The 20,135-nt window shown below is 54.3% G+C and carries 13 protein-coding genes; 5 read left to right on the top strand and 8 right to left on the bottom strand.

The genetic code is table 11. The features are described 5' to 3' along the window. Positions 1 to 4 precede the first annotated feature (4 nt). Positions 5 to 1,447: an ArnT family glycosyltransferase gene (locus CGZ80_RS26300; protein WP_158222861.1), complete on the bottom strand. Its 1,443-nt coding sequence runs from the start codon at positions 1,445 to 1,447 to the stop codon at positions 5 to 7. A gap of 14 nt (positions 1,448 to 1,461) precedes the next feature. Here CGZ80_RS26300 and CGZ80_RS26295 point away from each other — a divergent pair, with 14 nt between their 5' ends. From CGZ80_RS26295 to CGZ80_RS26285, 3 genes are all read left to right on the top strand, one after another. Beyond that, a complete protein-coding gene (locus CGZ80_RS26295; protein WP_158222860.1) occupies positions 1,462 to 2,049 on the top strand; it encodes a hypothetical protein in 588 nt (195 codons plus the stop codon). After that, positions 1,992 to 3,743, top strand: coding sequence for an efflux RND transporter permease subunit (locus CGZ80_RS26290; protein ID WP_094418660.1), 1,752 nt, complete (start codon positions 1,992 to 1,994; stop codon positions 3,741 to 3,743). Before CGZ80_RS26295 ends, CGZ80_RS26290 begins: the two co-directional genes overlap by 58 nt. Before the next feature lie 145 nt (positions 3,744 to 3,888). Continuing rightward, complete coding sequence (locus CGZ80_RS26285) at positions 3,889 to 5,085, top strand: EAL and HDOD domain-containing protein (protein WP_094418659.1); 1,197 nt, start codon at positions 3,889 to 3,891, stop codon at positions 5,083 to 5,085. 120 nt (positions 5,086 to 5,205) lie between these two features. Here the strand turns inward: CGZ80_RS26285 and ilvB are convergent, their stop codons facing one another. Then, complete coding sequence (gene ilvB, locus CGZ80_RS26280; RefSeq protein ID WP_233148692.1) at positions 5,206 to 6,984, bottom strand: biosynthetic-type acetolactate synthase large subunit; 1,779 nt, start codon at positions 6,982 to 6,984, stop codon at positions 5,206 to 5,208. Between the two features lie 224 nt (positions 6,985 to 7,208). On the opposite strand from ilvB, the gene CGZ80_RS26275 reads away from it, so the two are divergent. Both CGZ80_RS26275 and CGZ80_RS26270 read left to right on the top strand, forming a co-directional pair. Continuing rightward, entirely contained in the window at positions 7,209 to 7,598 is a 390-nt protein-coding gene (locus CGZ80_RS26275) for a fluoride efflux transporter FluC (RefSeq protein WP_094418658.1), read from the top strand. Next, positions 7,595 to 10,456: a hypothetical protein gene (locus CGZ80_RS26270; RefSeq protein ID WP_094418657.1), complete on the top strand. Its 2,862-nt coding sequence runs from the start codon at positions 7,595 to 7,597 to the stop codon at positions 10,454 to 10,456. Before CGZ80_RS26275 ends, CGZ80_RS26270 begins: the two co-directional genes overlap by 4 nt. A 20-nt stretch (positions 10,457 to 10,476) precedes the next feature. On the opposite strand, the gene CGZ80_RS26265 is transcribed toward CGZ80_RS26270, so the two are convergent. The 6 genes from CGZ80_RS26265 to CGZ80_RS26235 form a co-directional block, all read right to left on the bottom strand. Continuing rightward, positions 10,477 to 12,519, bottom strand: a complete 2,043-nt coding sequence (locus CGZ80_RS26265; protein WP_158222859.1) for a tetratricopeptide repeat-containing sulfotransferase family protein — start codon at positions 12,517 to 12,519, stop codon at positions 10,477 to 10,479. A gap of 39 nt (positions 12,520 to 12,558) precedes the next feature. Continuing rightward, a complete protein-coding gene (locus CGZ80_RS26260) occupies positions 12,559 to 13,704 on the bottom strand; it encodes a hypothetical protein (protein WP_094418655.1) in 1,146 nt (381 codons plus the stop codon). Beyond that, positions 13,701 to 14,570 (bottom strand): matrixin family metalloprotease, encoded by an 870-nt coding sequence (locus tag CGZ80_RS26255; protein ID WP_094418654.1) that lies wholly within the window; start codon positions 14,568 to 14,570, stop codon positions 13,701 to 13,703. Before CGZ80_RS26255 ends, CGZ80_RS26260 begins: the two co-directional genes overlap by 4 nt. Before the next feature lie 72 nt (positions 14,571 to 14,642). Beyond that, the gene (locus CGZ80_RS26250) at positions 14,643 to 17,726 is read right to left on the bottom strand and encodes a protein kinase domain-containing protein (RefSeq protein WP_094418653.1); all 3,084 of its coding nucleotides are present in this window, start codon (positions 17,724 to 17,726) and stop codon (positions 14,643 to 14,645) included. A 193-nt stretch (positions 17,727 to 17,919) separates the two neighbouring features. Beyond that, positions 17,920 to 18,486, bottom strand: coding sequence for an RNA polymerase sigma factor (locus CGZ80_RS26245; RefSeq protein WP_094418652.1), 567 nt, complete (start codon positions 18,484 to 18,486; stop codon positions 17,920 to 17,922). A gap of 591 nt (positions 18,487 to 19,077) precedes the next feature. Beyond that, positions 19,078 to 19,845: a hypothetical protein gene (locus tag CGZ80_RS26235; RefSeq protein WP_143544172.1), complete on the bottom strand. Its 768-nt coding sequence runs from the start codon at positions 19,843 to 19,845 to the stop codon at positions 19,078 to 19,080. Positions 19,846 to 20,135: the final 290 nt, after the last annotated feature.

Genomic DNA, 20,135 nt, shown 5'->3' with positions numbered 1-20,135 from the left:
GATTTTACTCTGGCAGGTCACGACCGCGAGGGAATGCGAGGACAGCCAGACAAGCGATCGCTGGCATAATCGGAGCTCGCATTCTCATGTTGCTCCAGTACACCGCATGGACACCGGACAGCGTGAATGCCAGCAGGCCAATGGCCCAGAAGCGTTGATCGATCAAACTCTTCCAATGGCGAGCGATCGCAATCAAGACTGCCACTCCGAGCATGAGGTAGAAAATACCAACACCAAGGATGGCGACTAGTGATCGCCCTTGGACTTCGTGCGGGAGAGGGCTCCATAGACGTGCGACACGTACGATCGACGCCCATACAAATAGCGATGGGCGCCGTTTGATCGTTTCAACCGCGGATTGGTAGACGAGTCGGTCATCTTCGTATTCAGACGCTGATACCGCTGTCGTTACTGGGCCTTGCCAGTCTTTCGACCAAAACTCTGCGGTCAGTGGATCACCCTCGTAGCGGTGTTGGTAGGCATTGATAAAGCGGGTTGCGTCCCACGCTTCGCCAAACGTGTTGTCTGCCAGGTAGTCATAAAACGATTCATTGTTTCCCAGTAACAAAGTGTAGCCACCATGCGTAGTGGCCCAGACCGGATGCCCAGTTACGCGTTGATTCCGAATCGTCCATCCAGCGACCGCGATGACGATGATTCCAGCCGTCAATGCAAGCTGGGGCAACAAGCGGCGCTCGCGAATGTTCAAAAGCATCGCGCCGCAGAGGAAGACGCTCCACACCAAAAAGGTAGGGCGGCAAAGGTAACCGAGGGCGAGCGAGGTCCCAAGCAAAACCGACCAAGCGAGTTGAGTTTTCGTATGCGATGCGATTGACCATCGGTACCAGCAATAAATGACAGCCATCGCCAGGGTTGCGGCGAGTGTTTCTGTCATCGCGTCAATTGACTGGCGAAGTAGGATCGGGTCGAAGATGAAAATCAGTGCCGCGATGGACGCTACGACATCGGCTGAACGCGGCGACACATTGCGAATCCTTCGAGCGGTATCACGTGCGAATAGAAAGACGAGCCAAACGGTCAGGCAACCCAAGCAGGTGTGAAAGATCCCCAGTAAGACCGGACTGACACGGGACCCGTTTGTCGCATCATCAACCACGATCCAAGATAGCAGCCACGGGTAAAGCGGCGGTCGGAATGCGATCGCTCGTGGCACGTTTTGCGGAGAGGTTAAGCCAAAAACCCCGTGGTTAGAGATCGTCGATGCAATCGCTTGGTATGCATCAGGGTCTTCAACGAAGCGATTGCTGTTGACGAACAGTCCCCCCCCGCGAACGAGTAGGCACGCCACAATCGAAAGCAACAAGTATCGGTGATGACGCAGGAAATCCAATGAAATGCTCGCCGGGGCGTATGGGATCACGACTGGCTGTCCAGCCGAATCCGCAACAGCAAATGGGGACTGGTTGACGACGATCCTAGCTGCCACGTAGCATCGACGCGATGCAAACCTTGATTCGATACGCAATCCGTGGCCGATTCGTTCTGTCGGTGCTCGGCATCGTCCTTCTGGCTGTCGCTTATCCTGCATCCACTCGATTGCAGACTGACCAGAGCGTTCAATCGTTGTTTGGGAAAGATGACCCAACGCTGCGGCAGTATCAAGCCCTGAAGACTTGGTTCGGCAACGACGAGATTTTGGTCTTGATGTATCGAGACGAGGCACTCCCGAGCGATTCCGGGATGCGGCGGAGTGAACAGCTCACCCGCCAATTAAAATCGCTCGACGGAGTGACGGCCGTGTTGTCGCCCTGGGTATTGAATGGCGCCGCTGAAGGCATGGGCGCAGTAGCGCTGCCGTTTGGAATCGGTGAAACAGATGAAAACCCGTTGCCACGGTTAATGCGTCCGGACGATCCGGTAGGCAGTGGGCTGAACGAAATCTTTTCCGGCTACACGCATTCAGTTGACTTTTCGCATGCCGCCGTCGTCGCGATGATCGATCAACTCGATCTGCCGAAACGGTTGACCAGATCCGCGCGATTGCTGAGCAGTGGAAAAGCGAACCGGGCGTCTCCGATGTCGCGTTAATCGGTGAACCCGTCTTGGTCGATCAAGCGTTTTCGTTGGTTCGTCGCGACGGGAATCGTCTAGCGATCACGACCGTTGTTTTGTTGTCATTGGTGGTGATCGTTTCGCTGTTGGACTTTCGTTTGGTGGTGCTGCTGTCGCTGGTGATCGGCTGGACGGTGATCATCACCAAAGCGACCATGTACTGGATGGGGATCGAGTTATCACTGATCGCGTCGATCCTGACCGCCATCGTCACCGTGATTGCCGTCACCGCAGTGTTGCACCTTGGCGTGCGGTACCATGGCCGGCGGAGGCGTGGCTTTTCACGCGAGGAATCAACGCGACAAGTGATGGACGCAATGGCCTGGCCAATCTTTTGGACCTGCGCGACCGACGCGGCAGGCTTCGCCGCACTTTGGTTTTCGGCGATCCAGCCGGTGCGTCAGTTTGGTTTGATGGTCGCGATGTCTGCTTTGGCCGTCTTTGTTGCGATCTTGCTGTTCTCACCGATTTGCTTTTTGATGCCAGAGCTAAGGATTGCCCGTTCCCAGTTTGGGTATCACTCGCAACTCACACGCACGATGCGGCGGTTGTGTTTTCGTGTGGCCAGTCAGTTTGTTCGTTTTCGGTGGCAAACCGCATTGCTGACGGTTGGAGTGATGGTCGGCACGGTCATTGTTGTGATCGATGCAGAAACGGAAACGAGTTTCTTGAGTAACTTTCGTGACGACAGTGCGATCGTCATCGATTACGGGCGTGTTGAAGACAATCTTGGTGGCGCAGGCGTATGGGATTTGGTGCTTGAGGTTCAGGACCCGATTACGCAGCAACAACTCGCCAATGTCCGCAAGCTTGAGCAGAAACTATTGGATGAACTTGGGTCGCATGGACTAGCTAAGGCGATCAGCCTTGCCGATGCAACTGAGGTTGTGGGGCGATCCGCTGCTGGAAAATGGTTGCCCGCGGCAATGCGAATCGAAGCGATGCGTACCCGGTTGCCATCGTTCATCAGGGCGCTGATTTCGAACCCGTTGTCAGATTCACCCGGGTATCGAAAACTGCGAATCATGTTGCGAAGTCCCGAAGGATTGCCAGCGGATCAGAAGCGGCATCTGATGGACCGGACGCTGGAGATCGCGAAGGCAGAATTGCAGGCCTGGGAGTCGGTTCGCGCGGAGTCGCCGCCACTTGTCACAGGATACTATGTCATCATGACTCGCTTGGTCGATCAGTTGGTCAGTGATCAATGGCGTTGTTTTGGTGCGGCCGCACTTTTGATTTGGGGGCTGATGTGTTGCGCAACACGCAGTCTTCGTCAAGCGACGGCGGCGCTGGTTCCCAATCTGTTGCCAGCGTTCTTGGTGTTGTCCGTGGTTTCGCTCGCAGGTGGTCGGATCAATATGGGAGCAGCAATGATTGCTGCTGTTTCAGTCGGGCTTTCGATTGATGGATCGGTGCACTTGTTAATGGTCTATCGAAAACGACGTCAGATTGGCCGCACGTCCGATGCGGCTGCCGTTTCTGCCGCTGGTAATATCGGTGCGCCGGTGTTGTTAGCAACGATTGCTCTCGTTGCGGGCTTCAGTGTTTTATCGACGAGTGAGTTCATTCCGACGGCAACTTTTGGCACACTTGTGGCGTGGACGTTGGTCATTGGTACATGGGTCAACCTAAGCATCTTGCCGGCACTTGTCAGCATCGGAGCGGATTGAACAAGTCAGGCTTTCAGAAGCCGTTTTTACCTTGCGATGTCCTCCACGGGACTGGGCCGAAATCCCTCAAGGACTGCGGATTTCAGTCATCCTGGTTTTCCCGAAAGCTAGTTTCCCCTGGACACTAAAATCACACCAGGAAATCATGAACAAAGCATACGTCGGGCGGCAGCCAATCTTCACTCAGTCGCAGGATGTGTACGGCTACGAGCTGCTCTTTCGCTCCAGTGAAACGTCTGCGGCGGATTTCCGCGATGGCGATCACGCGACCGCAACTGTTGTGCTGAGTGCCTTCACGGACATCGGACTAGAAACGCTGATTGGCGACAAGCTCGCCTTTATCAACACCACTCGCAACCTGCTGCTTAATGGCACGCTGAACTGCTTGCCACAAGACCGAATGGTGCTCGAGGTGCTGGAAGACATCCAACCGGACCCAGAAGTTCTCGAGGCACTTCGTGAGCTCCGGCAGATGGGCTACACGATCGCACTAGATGACTTTGTCTATCGGCCCGAACTGGAGCCGATGATTTGCTTGGCTGATCTGGTCAAAATTGAGCTCCCGGCGATACCACGAGACGAATTGAAAGATCACGTGCAACGTCTTCGAGACAGCGGCATTAAAACGATCTTGGCCGAAAAGGTTGAAACGCAGGACGAGTACGAACTCTGTGTGGATGTCGGTTGCGATCTGTTCCAAGGCTATTTCTTTAGTAAGCCGCAGGTGATCAGTCGCGGGAAAATGCAGTCGAACGTTGCGGCGGTCATTCGATTGGTTTCTGAATTGCAAGATCCGAACATCACGCCGACCGATGTCGAAAATACGATTCAAATGGATGCGAATTTGTCGTACCGATTGCTCCGCTTTGTGAATTCTGCCGGAGCCGGTACGACGCGAAAGATCGAATCGTTGAAGCAGGCAACGGCTTTGATGGGAATACAGCGACTTCGCTCACTTGCATCGATGTTAGTTTTGACTGGCTTGGATGAGAGCAAGCCAAAGGAGCTGATCAATTTGGCAATGACGCGTGCGAAGACGTGCGAGTTGCTTGCCAAGGCGATCGACAGCGACACTCCCGAACGATACTACACCCTAGGGTTGTTTTCCGTCCTTGACGCGATGCTAGATCAGCCAATGGACGAGGTGCTTGAACTGTTGCCGTTGGCTGGCGAAATCAACGAGGCGCTGCTGGAGCATTCTGGTCCGATGGGTGATGTTCTGGAAAGCGTGTTGGGCTACGAGCGAGGGAACACAACGGGCACAAACATCGGATTTTCGAAGGTTGGGGATGCGTACCAGGAATCCCTTCAGTGGCTGACCAGCAGCGGGTTCACGCTTTAGGGCGAAGGCCGGCCTTTGATTCAAATTGATCTTGATTCACAAAAAAACCGCCCGGCATGCACCGGGCGGTTTTCGTTGGTATTTCACGGTCGCCAATCAACAAAGGCTAACTGAAGCGGCCTATTTCATGATCATGTCGTCGACGGTCATTCCGCCTGGGATCATCGGCAAGACGTGCTCTTGGTAAGGCACTTCGACGTCCAGCAGGTACGGGCCTTTGTGCTCGATCATTTCTTTGATCGCACCTTCCAGGTCCGACTTCTTGCGAATCGTTGCCGCACCACATCCGTAGCCTTTGGCGATTTGAACAAAGTTCGGATACCGCTCGGTGGCATAGGTAAAGCGTTCGGCGGTGCTGTTGCCGCTAGCTTCGTCGTGACTGATTGGGCCCAAGTAGGTGTGGGCGCGGTTGCGGTCCATGAAGCGGTCTTCCCACTGGACGACCATTCCAAGGTGTTGGTTGTTCAGCAAGAACACCTTCACGGGCAGTTCTTCGCAGAAGCAAGTTGCCAGTTCTTGGATGTTCATTTGGAAGCTGCCGTCACCGTCGATGTCGATGACCAAAGCGTCTGGCAAAGCAGCCTGGATGCCCATTGCCGCTGGCAAACCAAATCCCATCGTTCCCAAGCCGCTGCTGCTGTGCCAGGTACGAGGTTTACGGAACTTGTAAAACTGCGCCGCCCACATTTGGTGCTGTCCGACACCCACGCTGATTTGGGTGTTCATGTTGGCGGTGATGTCGCTGAGTGTTTGGATCGCGTGCTGTTGCAGGATGCCGTCGAACTCGGTGTCGTACTTGAAGGGGAACTTCGCCTTCAGTTCGGTGCAGTGCTTTCGCCACGGATCGATGTCGCAGCGTGTGACGGTTTTGTTGAGTTCCGTCAGAGCCTGTTTCACATCGCCACGAACTGGGATGTGCGCTTCCTTGTTCTTGTTCAGCTCCGATCCGTCGATGTCGATGTGGATGATCTTCGCGTCTTTGGCGAATGCCTCGACCTTGCCGGTCACGCGGTCATCAAATCGAACGCCCAATGCGATCAGCAAGTCACAGTCGCGAACAGCGTAGTTGGCGTAGGCAGCGCCGTGCATTCCCAGCCAGTCCAGCGAGTTCTCGTTCTCGGGCGGAACCGAGCCAATACCCATGATCGTCGTGACGGTTGGGATACCGGTCTTGTTGATGAAATCACGCAGTTCTTCGCTAGCGTTGCCAAGAATGACTCCACCGCCGGAATAGATCACGGGGCGGCGAGCCAGTTTGATGGCGGCGGCGATTTGGCGAACGGTTTCGGCCGGAATTGCAGGTGGGGCTGGCTCGTAGCCGGGCAAGTCCATCGGCGGGTCGAGGTCGACTTCGGTAACGTCCGAAAGCTGGACGTCTTTTGGGAGGTCAACAAGAACAGGGCCGGGGCGACCGGAGCTGGCGACGTGGAAAGCTTCTTTCATCACGCGCGGCAAATCGTCGATCGAGGTCACCAAGTAATGATGTTTGGTGATCCCACGGCAGACTTCGACCATCGGGGTTTCTTGGAATGCGTCCGACCCAATCGCCTTGGTGGGGACCTGGGCGGTCAAGCAAACCATCGGAATGCTGTCTAGTTTTGCATCGGCAATCGCGGTGACCAAGTTCGTCGCACCAGGGCCGCTGGTCGCCATCACCACACCGACTCGTCCGGTTGCCCGAGCATAACCTTGTGCGGCAAAACCGCCGCCTTGCTCGTGTCGTGGCAAAATCGTACGAATCGAATCACCAAAACGCGTCAACGCCTGGTGAATCGGCATGCTGCATCCGCCCGGATATGCGAAGAGCACGTCGACGCCATGATCTACCAAAGACTTGACAACAATGTCGGCTCCGGTCATCACGCGATTATCAGTGTTTGCAGCTTCTGCAGTGCTCATGGCAGGGGAATGTTCTTGCGAAAGATGGGGAAAAACAGGAATCACGAGTAGGGATTCACGCGTCTCGTGCGACACGAAAACTCCGGCAGCGGTTCGCTGGTCAGCCGTCTCAGTCCACGTTCGGGAAAAAAACTGACATTTACGCAGCCGACAGAACTTCCGAATCTAAACGGTAACGTAAGTGGGGGCCCAAACTTAGGCAATGCGTAAAACCTGCGGACACGATGAGTACTTGGTTCAATTTGTTGGCAATCGCGATAGCTGGCGCAACCGGTTCGCTTTGCCGATACGGCATTACCCTGGCTGCGGCAGCCGTCCCCGGGGGGAATACCCTTTATGGCACCACGATTGTCAACGTCTTAGGATGTGCCCTATTAGGCGGGATATCGGCCCTTCAGGTGCCGGATTCGGTCGTCACAGAGCGCGTTATTTTAGCCGTTCGTGTTGGATTTCTAGGGTCACTGACAACGTTTTCCACCTTTGCCTCCGAGTCGTCTGTGCTCGCCGAAGATGGGCAGTGGGGGGCATCAACAGCGTACACGCTAGCAAATTTGGTTCTCGGTTGGGCCGCTCTGATGGCGGCATCGGGTTGGGTCAAAGGATGGGCTTCATGAAAAAACAAATTCTCAGTTTCTGGTCGACGCCAATTGGTGGGAAGCCGTCACTTGGGCAGTGCTTTACCGCCGGACTGGTGATTCTTATTGCCCCGTTGGTGCTGCTTGGAAGTCCCAGGGCGTTTTCGCAGTCACCTTCGGGCGGCGGCCTGTGGCCGCTTCGCGATGCTCCCACACTGAAGGCCGTTTCCAATCGAAATGATTCCAATGACACCGATGCCCCGCACGCACTCGATACGCCTCATTACTGTGACAGTGACGTGTTGCGTTCGGCGGCGACGATCCATTGTTTGCGATTTAATGCTGCAAAGGTTGGCGTTGCGGTTGGTGACCATGGCTTGATGCTCCGCAGCGATGATGCTGGCCAAACTTGGAATGATGTCGCTAGTGGCGTGGAATGTTCGCTGAGTGACGTCTTTTGGCTCGATTCCAATCGAGTCATTGCCGTGGGAGGCGGACAGGATCCCGTCACCGCGATCTCACGCGGAGTTGTTTTGGTTAGCCGAGATCAAGGACAAACCTGGAGGAGGGCAGCGATCGATGATCTGCCGCGATTCTGGTCGATGCAGTGGGAATCCCAGTTCACAGGGCGTTCTTCGACGTCCAACTCTCGCCGGGCACCCGGCATCGTCGCTTTCGGCGAACGCGACCCGATCACAGGAAACGACGTCTTTCTGTCCACTGACGGAGGTGAGAGTTGGCAGGGAATCCGGTCCGACGAAATCGAAGCGGATGGGACCGAATCGGTTGCGGAACGAGACAGGTTCAGTCACATCACGGTTGAGCGTTGTCAGCGGTGGCGGGAAATTGTGGGGCAGCCATGCCTTGTTCGCATGTCATGCAAAATTGATGAGCAAACATTTTTGTGCGCTGGCGATCATGGACAGATCTTTCGATCAAATGACGGTGGCCGCACTTGGGACTCGGTGCGAGAAGCCGGCAATTGTGGGCTTCTTGTCATCTGCAAGGATCTCGAGAGTATCCCCTGGGCGCTTGTTGGGCGTCAGGCCTTGGAGCAACGTCTGCGATGCAATCTCTTGGTTTCGGCCAACGGTCCGATTGATCCTGCGATGCGTCAGATGGCGATGAATCTGGGGGTCGCTTCCATCGAACGATGTGATCTTGCGACGGATTTCAGTGACAAATCCTTGTCCGGGCTGCTGGCAATTTATGAGGCTCCGATCGTCGCCGTTGACGCATCCGTTGCTGCCGATCTGCGGCACCGCATTCGATTGTTTGCCGCGCAGGGTAGCTCCAGCAAGGTCGTTGAGTTTTCACGTGAAGGTGCCGGCGAGACACTTCTGCACCGGAACGCGTTGCTGTCAGAAATGGGCACGCTTGCTGACGATCTCGACATCGATTGCCAGATTTGGGCTGATCGAAGTTTTCAACTTTCTCAAGCGAATCGCTCGAGCCAAGGGATCTATCTCAACACCGTCTATGCCGCAGGGAATCAACTCACGCGTAGTGATGATTTGTCGGACGGAATAAAACTTGATGCAACGTGTCGCTTGCCGAAACGACAGGTAACCGCCAGTCGCCGCCGACAACAAGTGGTACAGGGGCGATTGCGTCAGCAGTCAATGATCGCCGACTTGTTGAAACGTTCGTCTGCTGATTCAACCGCGTTTAGCAAGTCGTTGGATTTACTTTTCGCGCAAACCAGTCGTTTGGATCGTTTTCGCTTGGCATGGATGGTTGCCGCACAGGCACGCAATCACCCGAGCCTGCCGACTGTCTTGCTTGCGATTGAAAAACACTTTCCCGACACCTCTTCGGCACAGCTTGCCGGGCTCTATGCGAGAACTCGGTCAACCAGTTTGGAATGGGCCAGTTGGCAGAGGAGTCGCGAAGGCATCGTTCCCGATGAACGTTTGCACGATGTTCAGCAAACTGGCGGTGATGAGTACGCACAACTCGATTCAAAGTCCCGCGAAATCTTACCTGGGCAGTCGGGGCACTCCAGCATCGTATCGCCTTTCCAGAGCAGCGTAGAGAACCGCCAGTCAAGCGGTCCGTCGGTCGTGCAAACGTCTGCGATGATGCCTGCCGATTCGGATCCATATGGAAATGATCTGGCGGCGCAAAACGCCAAGCAAACTGGGCAAGAACTGGACCTTGCCTGGCAAATGCATCCGGTGACTCGGATCGTCAACGCTGCGATCGAAAAGCAACGACAGCATCACACAGTTGAGCAAGAAAACCAGGGTGATCTGCCGGCAAGCACGATTTCATCTGGTGCCCTTCGGCAGATCGCGAGTCAAAGCACCGCTTGGGCGAAACTTTTGCAACCTCGTTCGGGGCAAGTTGCCGTCGCGAAGCGGACGTCGCAACCGCCTAAACTTGATGGGAAGCTTGACGAGGCGATGTGGCAGCTTGCCTGGGAGAGTTCCGCGGCGACGTCTGCTGGGGCATTGCCGATTCGTATCGCATTGGCCTGGGATGATGAGTACCTGTATTTGTCAGCGATCGTTCCGCAGGAAGAATTCAAAGCCAGTGGGCAAACTGAAATTCGTCATTACCGCGACGCTGACCTGCGTCATGTCGATCGGCTAAAGATCGGTTTGGATTGTGACCAGGATTTGTTGACCTCAATGAACTTTACCTGCAGTCGTGACGGACGGACTCGCGACGATCTAGACGGTGTGCTGCCATGGGATCCGACATGGTATTTGGCAACCGGCGAACAACCCGAAGGCGTCGTGTGTGAAATTGCGATCGAGCTGCGCAGTTTGTGTGGGCCGATCCAACCCGGTGACGCTTGGTTCCTGGAGGCATCCACGATTCGTTCTGGCGACGAGGGCGTCCGTCATTGGATGCCACAACCGGAAACTCGAATTCGGGTTGATTTCGAATAACGCGATCGCTTGCTAGCTCGTTACTCGGTCAAGGTCGCTTCGGCGGCCAATTCCTGATTCAGTTGCTCGGCGATCTTCGAAAGAGGCAATTCGAATTTGCGCCATTTTTCGACCGACGATTGATACATCGGCTGGCGGACTTGCCATTTACTCGGTGTGTGAACTGCTCGATCGTTTTGATGGAACGTCAGGCATTGTTCCGACCACTCGAGTGCACAGTGATTGATCAATTGGCGTGACTTCGATTCGGGATTCGCTACCAGTTCCTCGTACCGACTGTGATAGATCGGCTGTGGCAGAACCTTCTCCCAGTGACGCATGATCCGGCGGTAGTCGCGATGGTAAGTCATCATCTGTTCGAAATCGCAAAACGGCGGGTTTAGGTTTTGGCAAAAACAAGAAACCATCACGTCCATCGGATTGCGCTGGCAATGAATGATCGTTGCATTCGGGAATAAGATGCCGATCAGACCGAGATGCCAGAAGTTCGTTGGCATCTTGTCGGTGACTCGTGCGGCATCACCGGCAAACGCTGCCAACTCGTCAAGGTATTCTTGCCCCATGCCTTTAAAATCAACCGCGTCAATCGAGGCCAAGCAATCAGGGTACTGTCGTTGGCGGTCGCTGTTTGGATTGTTGCGACTCGGTTGGGCGTTGCCCACATGGGACGCATGAAATCGGATTTGGCTAATCGAAGACAGTTCACCAGCACCGGCAACATCGGGATGACTGCTGACAATTTGTTCGGTCAGTGTTGTGCCCGACCGCGGCATCCCGACGATAAAGATCGGCATCGCAGAAGGATTGCCAAGGTGGCGGAGCTTTGAAAATATTTCCGGGGTAAAGAAATCGATCGCTCGATCGACGATATCGGACATCGCAAGGTCGAGTGACCGGCCACGTATGTTCGCCTCCGCTTTCGCCCGGTTGCGATCGGCCTTGACCTGATTGCCACGCTGGTAGTGTTGCCAGGCCTCTTGATAGCGACCTGTATCGTCGTAGACCTTTGCCAGTGCGAAATTCAAGCTGATTTGCTTTTGCTCGCGAGGCTTAGATTGGTCGATCAGGCGATGTAGCAACTTAGCGTATTGTCGTGTCGCAGCGTTGTCTTCAAACTTCTTTGCACGCGAGTATCGGAAGTGCGTTTCGGCGCGATCAGGATCCTGTTTTATGGCTTTTTCAAACAGTTTGAGAGCGGTCGGGATTTCGCCAAAGTCAACATTCGCGCTGGCGAGATAGCTGAGCGAAATCGATGACTCGGGGTCCTGTTTGACAGCCTTTGCAAACGTCTCTCTTGCTGCTTCGTATTGATGAAGTTGTTGCCGGAGACGCCCTTCGGCGATCAGCGATTTTCGACTGGGTTCGCGAGCATTCACAATGCCATAGCATTCCAAAGCCTCGAGACGCAAACGTTTCGCCATCCGGTATCGGCTGCGGCGAGCCAAGTTGGTCGCGCGTTTTTCTAACAGTCCTGCAAGCGTGCGATTGAGCTTTGCCGAGCGTGCGTCGCGGATGAGATTGACGCGAATAACGTGAATAGCTTCGCCAAGGTCGTGGCGTTGTTCATGATACTCCGCAAGAGTCAGTGTGGACGAGTATTGTTCGTCATCGAAAAACGACCCGCGTTCGTAGTACTTTAACGCTGCTTTTGGATTGTCCTTCGTCTCGGCGATCTTGCCCAGCAGGTACCAGCATTCGGCCTGATGAGGATCCAGTTGGATCGATCGTTCAAGCGTTTCGTGAGCACTGTCCAGGTCGCCTGCCGCTAGCGATGCGTACGCTCGCAATCGGTTCGCAACCGGATCGTTCTCCATGTCCGCATGAGCAAACAGAATAGCGACCGCTTGGTCTTGCTTTTTTTGGCGAAGCAAATCTGCGACGACGACATGAACCACCGGGGCGGCTGCGGCGACGTGTTCATCGTTGCGGTGATGGCTGACACGCTGACGTAGTTGCCGATGGCAGTCACCCACGATGGTCGCTTCGGACGCAGTGGCATTGGGAGACACTGATTTCAGAAGCGACCGTATGAACAAGTCGAGAGACGGTTCGATGGCACTCACAGAGTCTGATTCCTTCATGAAGTCACCGAGCTCGGCGTCTTAGACGTAGTATCCATAGTAGTAATAGTAGTAGTACTCGCTTGGCCCATAGGCGTAGACATCCGAGTAGTCGTAGTAGTCTCGATAGTCGTAGTTGTAGGCATCGTAATCCGGTTCATCACCGGTATCGTATGGGTCATCATCTTGGTCGTCAGATATTCCGTTGACGGCCAATGAATAGTCGATACCAAGGTTGGCATTGCTTCCGCTTGAGATGGACGAAAATCGCAGGATGTATTCACCTTCTTGCAGCCATGCCATTGCTGATCGAGTTACGTCAGAATTGGCTTGCACCACGAGTTTGATTTCTCGTGTGTGTGCGTCGTAGATAGTAAGACGCACGGACTGACCGGCGTCCGCGCCGATGCCCGCAAGGTCGAATCGAAAGAGTTTCGATTTCCACGCTTCCCAACGAATGAATTTATCAACGTCAGCATCGACGGTGCCATCGGAAAGGTGGTGCATCGTCGCGGCTGCGTTGTCGAATTCGGCAACCGTGATGTAGTTGCCAACACTGACGCTGGAACTGGTGTCGACACTGACGCGTATGTAGTAATCTTCAGACGCTTGTGGCGAAGCGACTTCGATACTGATGGTGCCGTCGGCACGTACACGCCCGGCGGTGCCGACCGGTGTCCCCGTCGAATCGACCACCTGCATGTTCAAACTCGGCGAATCAATCCCGACAGCGGAAAGATGCACGATCAGCTTTCCAGAAACATCGCTCGGTGCCGTGATCTTGTAATAGTCGACATCATTCGCTGACGACACAGACGCTTCGAACTCGTATCTCGAATCGAGCGTCGGTTGCGACGTCAATGCGTTCGCGTTCGCAAGGATATCGTCTTGGCCAGATTCGAAATCTGCCATGTCGAAACCGGCAAACAGCGCGTCGGCTCCACTATCGTAAGGGCTGCGCAGTAAATCGCTCGCCCGTGTCGCGGCGTCACGGTAGTCGACTTCGAGAAAGAAGTCGCCTACCGAATAGATGTCGCTGGTGTCGGCCGGAGAAACTCGGATGTAAAGTTCACTTTGTCCGGTGATTCCGCTGATCGTCAGTTCGTTGTCATTGTCGAACACGGAATTGGCGATGTCAGTGGCAAGAACACTGCCAGAGGCATCGAGTACTTCTAATTGCGATTTCACGAGGCTGACGCCAGCGGCGCGAATCCTGACTGTGACTTCGTTCGCGTTGGCGACGGGGACAATTTATAGACATCGATGTCCTGGCCGTCGTTCAGGCTTCCGCGGGTCCGCAAAACCTGTGACGCGGGATCAAAATCACCGGGCGTTTCAAGCAGGGTTGCGACTTGAACTTGACCGTTGTCGACGAGTTCATAGGGGTCGACACGATGTCCATACAAAGCTTGAATTGCCGCTACGTCTTCCTGAGCGAGGGATCCCTTGGGAGCTGTGTATTGGCCGAACATGACAGACCATGTCATATCGTTGTCTGGTACGCCAAGCGTGTTGCCCGTTTCATGTAAAAACAAGCTGAATAGATCACGGTCGTTTGGCTCGATCGTCGCGGGATCGGGGGCGATTCCGTCTTGCCAATCGTGGTAAGTAAACGTTTGATTGGAATTGAGTAACAGGTCGCCCGAGTGTGTACCGGCCATCGCCTGAAATGGGATGCTGCTGGCGACCAAGCCTGATTGTGGAAATGCACCGATGCGAAATTCGCCGAAGCGTGGGTCGCCCACGGTCAGCCCGGGTGTACCGAAACGGAGGTCAAAATCGTTGCGCAAGCCGACATTAAAACCGGAATGGATCGACCAGGTTTGGTAAGCCCGCAGCAACAGTTCTTGCCAGTCTTGTCGTGCGGCAACTTGATCGAGCAGGCTGTCAATTTCGTTTTCGCCGTGGCCGATCGCGACGCCGTCAGCGGGGAAGCTGATGGTCAATTCGCGTTCATTGGGCCAAGCTTCTCCGAAAGTGGTTAACAGTCGCCGTTGTTCAAGGCTTTCGAGTTTGATTTGCGAGTAACGATTCTTCTTCGTTGTGCGATGCATGGTTGGCTTCCTTGTCGTTCGCTGCAAAAGCGTTGATAAGCGGAGGTGCGGCAGTCGGGTAAATCAGGGCTTTCAGTCTGGATCGAAGTCAGAGCCGGATTCAGAAACGCGTCGATTTGAGTTGCCCAGGAATTTTCGGATCGTCTCGAATTCTTCGGTGTCACGAATCGATTGGAGGTCTTCATCGGATTCGAGTTTTTCAGCCGGATAACCGTGTTTGACAGCTTCTGTCAAAAGGCTAATCGCACGTCGGCGATTCATCGGCCGGCCGATCACCGCATGGATACAGGCGGCTTGGTACATCGTCCTCGGGGAGTTGGGCGGATCCATCGCCTTCTTGGTGTAGGCCAACGCTAGATCGTGGATGCCTTCACGCAGGTAAGCGAGTCCGATGCTGATTAACACCCGTTCGTCGTAGGGGCGAATGTCGAGGAGAATTTTGTAATTTGCGATCGCATCTTGATAGCGATGCAAGTACGTCGCTTGTGTCCAGGCAAGTTGCAATCGAGCGTGTGCACTGGAAGGATTGATTTTGAGTGCTGATTCAAAGTCAGCGAAGGCAAGTTCATAACGCTCGCGTTTGATGTTGGCGAGCCCACGCGTTAGCAGGTTGTCCAAATCATTGCATTCGAGCTTGAAAGCTGTTTCAAGGCTTTGCTCTGAAAGCTCGTCATCGCCAAGCAATTGATAGTTGCGACTGGCTTGCAAGTGGGGGCGGATACGATCGGGGGCAAGCCTTGCCGCTTCAAGAAAACTCTCCAGCGAAGGTTTCAGTTGTCCTTGGTCACGTAGGACATAGCCGAGGTAATACCAGGCGGCCGAATTGGTTGGAATGAGCTCGATGGCTCGTCGAAAGTCACGCTCTGCCGCTGATTTTTGGCCCAAACGGTAGTGGCAGCGTCCGCGGAGCACGCAGAGTTCGGCCGAATTTGGCGCTCGTTCCAGCGACTGCGTGAACGACAACTTCGCTTGGTCGAATTGTTCATCCTGAAATTGGGCCCGTCCTAGAAGTGTCCAGCGAAGCGCCGACGGAACGGTGTCGCGGTCGGCAAGAATCGCTAGCAGGTCAGAAGCCGAACTATAGTCCCCAATCGAAAGCAAACGAACCGCGTCGAGATAAACTTCCGTGTCGGTTTGGGCGGGGACCGTGATCGCGTCTAATTCGAGCATCACTTGTCTCTCGATATCGTCGACAAGACGCGCACGCTGTGATTGCAAGTAGAGCTTCGCGCGTGATGCGGAGTCGCCGTCGAGGTAGTCAGCGATGGTGATCAGCTGATCCAGGCTGTTAAGGTCTGTTTCGTCGATACCCTGAAGTGATTTTTGCTTCCAGAGATTGTTTTGTTCGAGGATTGCCAAGTGAACGGTGAAGATTAGCAGGCTGTCTCTTGCTTTTTGCTGTTGCGTCGCTGGCAACGCATGAACCATCTGTTCGATTTCGTCTGAGCTTGAAAGCTTGAACGTCTCGAACAACGCAAGTCCACGCTCGATGCTTTCGACATCTTGACGGCCCGGATCCGTCATTACTTCGGCAAGGTAGTCACTCGATGCCTCATAGAAATTCGCGAATCGATGCTGGCCGTCGAGACGGTCAATCGTTTTCTTGCTGTTCTGTAGTGCAATCGAAACGGGAACCAGTAATGCCAGAATCAAGACGAATGCGATTGATGCAGACAGTAGTTGGGGATGCCGCCGGGTCCACTTTTTGAACTTCCACCCGATGGGCTCGTCGGTGTGTGCTAAGGATCGACGGTCTTGTTCGCGGACCAGGTCAACATGTAATTCGTCCGCACTTGCATAGCGTTGCTCTGACGCGAAACAGAGGCAGCGATCAATGATCGAACGCAAACCGGGTGTGACTGTGTCGTTCGCATCCCAACGCGGTGAAGACTTTCGGTCGGCAACCGCTGGTGCCAAATCAATTTCGGCAATCGAGTTCGGTGTCGCATAGGGAAGACGGCTGGTGACGAATTCGTACATCATCACACCGAGCGAATAAATGTCCGATGTCGCATCGGGCTGGTCACCGGCGCCCATCAATGCGCGGAGCATTTCCGGAGACATGTATGGCAACGTTCCACCGGCCCGTCGGTGTGTTTTTTGCCCGATAGTTTGTGAAAGGTTGAAATCGAGCAGCGCCGGTTCGCCATCATTTCGAACCAGAACGTTGCTGGGTTTCAAATCGTTGTGCAATATCCCACGCACGTGTGCATGGGAAAGTGCCCCGGCAAGGCGCGAGAAAATGGAGATCGCTAATTCATCGCAATCGAGTGACTTGAAACGTTCCAACGGCCGTGTGGCGTTCACTTCGTCTGCCGCAGGAATTCGCGGGAACATTGCCAGCGGCAACTGAGTTTCGTCGTCGACCACCATGACTTTGGTGTCTTGGATTCTCGCTTCGACAGTTCCGACCAAGCTTTCGCCACTACGTTGTGACGTTTCGGTGCGATTGCTTAAGAAATCTGCCAGTGTGACGCTGCCCGCGTAGGGCATGCAGATCACCGTTCGTGAGAGCACTCGGTGACTGGAGTAGATCGGAACAATGTTTGTATGTTGCAGAGTCGCCATCCGTTCGGGTTCTGCAAGCGTGTCTCCGACGATTTTCAGGACGACATATCGATCGGCGAGTTCCGATTGGTTGGCAAGGTAAACGTGGCTGAACGCACCACTCCCAATTTGCTGAACCAACTGGAATCCGATCGAGGCGAGTTCGGCTTGGAAGGCGGCGTCTTCGTTGGGATTCGTACGTAGTTCGTCGAGTTGACGTTGAACGTCCTGGCGTCTCGCCGACCGTGCGAGGTCTTGAAACCAAGGCTCGCTACGAACTCCCGGTAAGTCTTTCCATCTCGTAACCGTTACGGGATAGCCCATGGCTGAGCGCGCACGGAAATCTTCGAAAGCGATTTCGGCGATACAGTCCGGCCTATCTTGGAGAAGATCAAATCGATCGAGGTATTGAGCGAGCTCAATCGTGTCGCCGCTTTCATATCGAAGTTCGATGTCAATCCGAATTAGCTCTGCTATCGCATCGTGGTCATCGCTCAAACCATAACGGGCAACCAAGTCTTCGATCGTTGCGGTCGAATTTGGCGTCCACGAGGCTTCGAATTCGTCGATTGCTTCATCAAGCCTGTCGAAGGTGCCTCGATTAATCATCCGGTGAGCCTAGTCCAAAATCAGGGATAAACCTGGGCCAGCGATTACGCGGCGGGCCGAACCATTCCTATCTTGGGTGGAGCAGCAAACCCGCGAATCGCCCGCCAGCGAATTTAGAAAAAAGGTGCAAACGTTGAGATATTCGTTCGCCCGCAAAAGAGTGTGTCGCCAGGATTCGCCACCGCAGCAATTGCTATTCAGAGAGTAACTGCTCCGCCAATTGTTCGCGACTTCGTTGAAGGCTGCGTTCTATCGTCCGGCGGCTGCGGTTTGTTTTTTGGTGAATCTCTTCGATGCTGTGGCCAGCGATTCGCAAGGTTAAGATCTCACGATCGATCGGCCGGAGCGATTCAAGTGACTCGCGAATGCAGATTTCCAAAAACTCCATCGATGTCTGGTCAATAGAGTCTTTGATGCCATCTGATGCCGCCTCCAGTGAAACGTTTCGGCTGATGTCTCGACGTTGGCGAGTATGGTGGTTCGCCTGGTTGGTTAATTTGCGAACCGCGATTACGGCCAGCAAATTCCAGAGCGTCGATCCGGGCGGCGCGTCATAGTTGCCCGATTGCATCCCGCGAAAGACGCTTTTAAAGACGGACTGAACGATGTCTTCCGGCTCGGTGACCACGCCGATCTTGGTTCCGATTTTTGATCGTACCAAACCGAATACTCGACGCGCATATCGGTCATATAGGATCGAAGCCGCTTGCTCATTGCCATCACGAACCGCAACCACCAGCGATCGGTCGGTTGAAGTCATGTCGGTAGTGGGTAAGGCTGGATCCACTGTAACTATCGAGGCTTAATGGCGTTCGAAGCAGACGTTCATCGTCAATTTGGTAGTTCGACGATAGCCTTGATTGTCTTCGGCTCAAGCAAACCACCCGCGCAATTTATCTCACGAACCGATGTTTTTTTTCGAATTCTCGTGACAAATCTCACGATCATCAGCTCTCGGAAGCTGTTTTGTGCCCCCCGAAATTGCTGTTTGAAGATGCGGACCTTCGGATTCGTCCGGCTGGCTGCTAAGAGACTCGGTCGACAAGTCAGCAAAAAAGAAAAGCCGGACACGTCCGCAATTCTCTACTGCACGAGTAGAGCTGCCCCATTACGGTCGTGCCCGGCGGTCTTGAAAATGCTTCTCTTCAAGGAACGACAAGGCCAAGCAATGAGCAGGCACAGCGTGGAGAAGAGCCTGGACGCTAGATCACTTCGCATGTATCCGACACGGAAGTGTTCACTTGCAGTGCCTGGCTCGCTGCTTGTCTTGCAGAAAAGGAGAGCAACAAGACCCGCCGGAGACCGCCATGGTTTTCAGTGGGTTTTTGAATAGTTTTTACTCCGCGTCGATTCATAGACGTTGAAGCAATGCCCCAACGATCGCACGGCGAATTTCGTCGCCGGCAGAAACGTTGGTCTCTGCTCGCCGGTAACGATTGTCATGGCGTTGGAAACCCTCCGAATGGGATCGTCGATTCACGGAAGACGAAGGGTGGCTGTGTGAGGGGGGCGTCACTACCTGTGAACGGTAGAATGTTCCGTGGTGGTTCGAGGGTTGGTCAAATCGTGATGGCATCCGTGGAGGGACGCTGATTTGAAGCTCAACTCGATTCCCATTGAGACGATTGGGAACTGCTGGACGAAAGGACGTCTGTGATCGTGAAACGATCGCGGGAGTGACGCAACTTGTTGGGTGAATCGCAGATTCGAAGTTTCGAAACTCTGCAGCTAAGTGCGACATCCGCAAACTGACCACTTGCCAGCTTGCTTCTAACCGCGAGCAATGAGGGTACCGATGGCTTTCAAAGAACGTTTGTTGGACTTGGAAGTGCAGCGCTTCGGTTGTCGCAAATTGTTCGAACAATCGTTCCGGTCGGCGTGTGTCGCGCGAGGCCGATCGCAAATCACTGGTGCTGTCTTCCAAGTCATCCACCAAACGCTCGTCACACCGCTCGACAAAGTCTTCGCGAAGCACCAATCGTTCGAAGTCACAGACCGCGTCACGGTAGTCGTCGGCCGCTCCGTAGAGTGGCGAATCATGTCCTGCAAAAGCTGCAGGGGCTGCAGACACCAGGACGAGGCAGACGATCGAGGCGATGGATTTGGTGGTGTGAATCATTCGTGATCTCCGAAGCGGTTCGTGCTCGCCCGGCGTCATTGCGGACGTCAAATTTGGATTGGGTAACGGCGTTAGACCTATGCACCGCTTGTGCCAACAACAGTGGAGATTCTTTAAGTGCCTTTATGGCAATGGTTTACGCAGATGTGTTCGAACGTTGTGAATCTTTGGTGTGGTCAGGATGATCCGTTTTTCGGTAGGCGCGCATTCATTTGGACGTCAGTGGTCGGTGGCAACGATCGCGAGCCTGCCCAGGTCTCCAGGTTCCGTGTTCATTTCTCTTGTCATCA

It is taken from the genome of Rhodopirellula sp. MGV, assembly GCF_002251265.1.
In the GTDB taxonomy this organism is placed as follows: domain Bacteria; phylum Planctomycetota; class Planctomycetia; order Pirellulales; family Pirellulaceae; genus Stieleria; species Stieleria baltica_A.
This window is presented reverse-complemented; position numbering and strand designations above follow the sequence as displayed.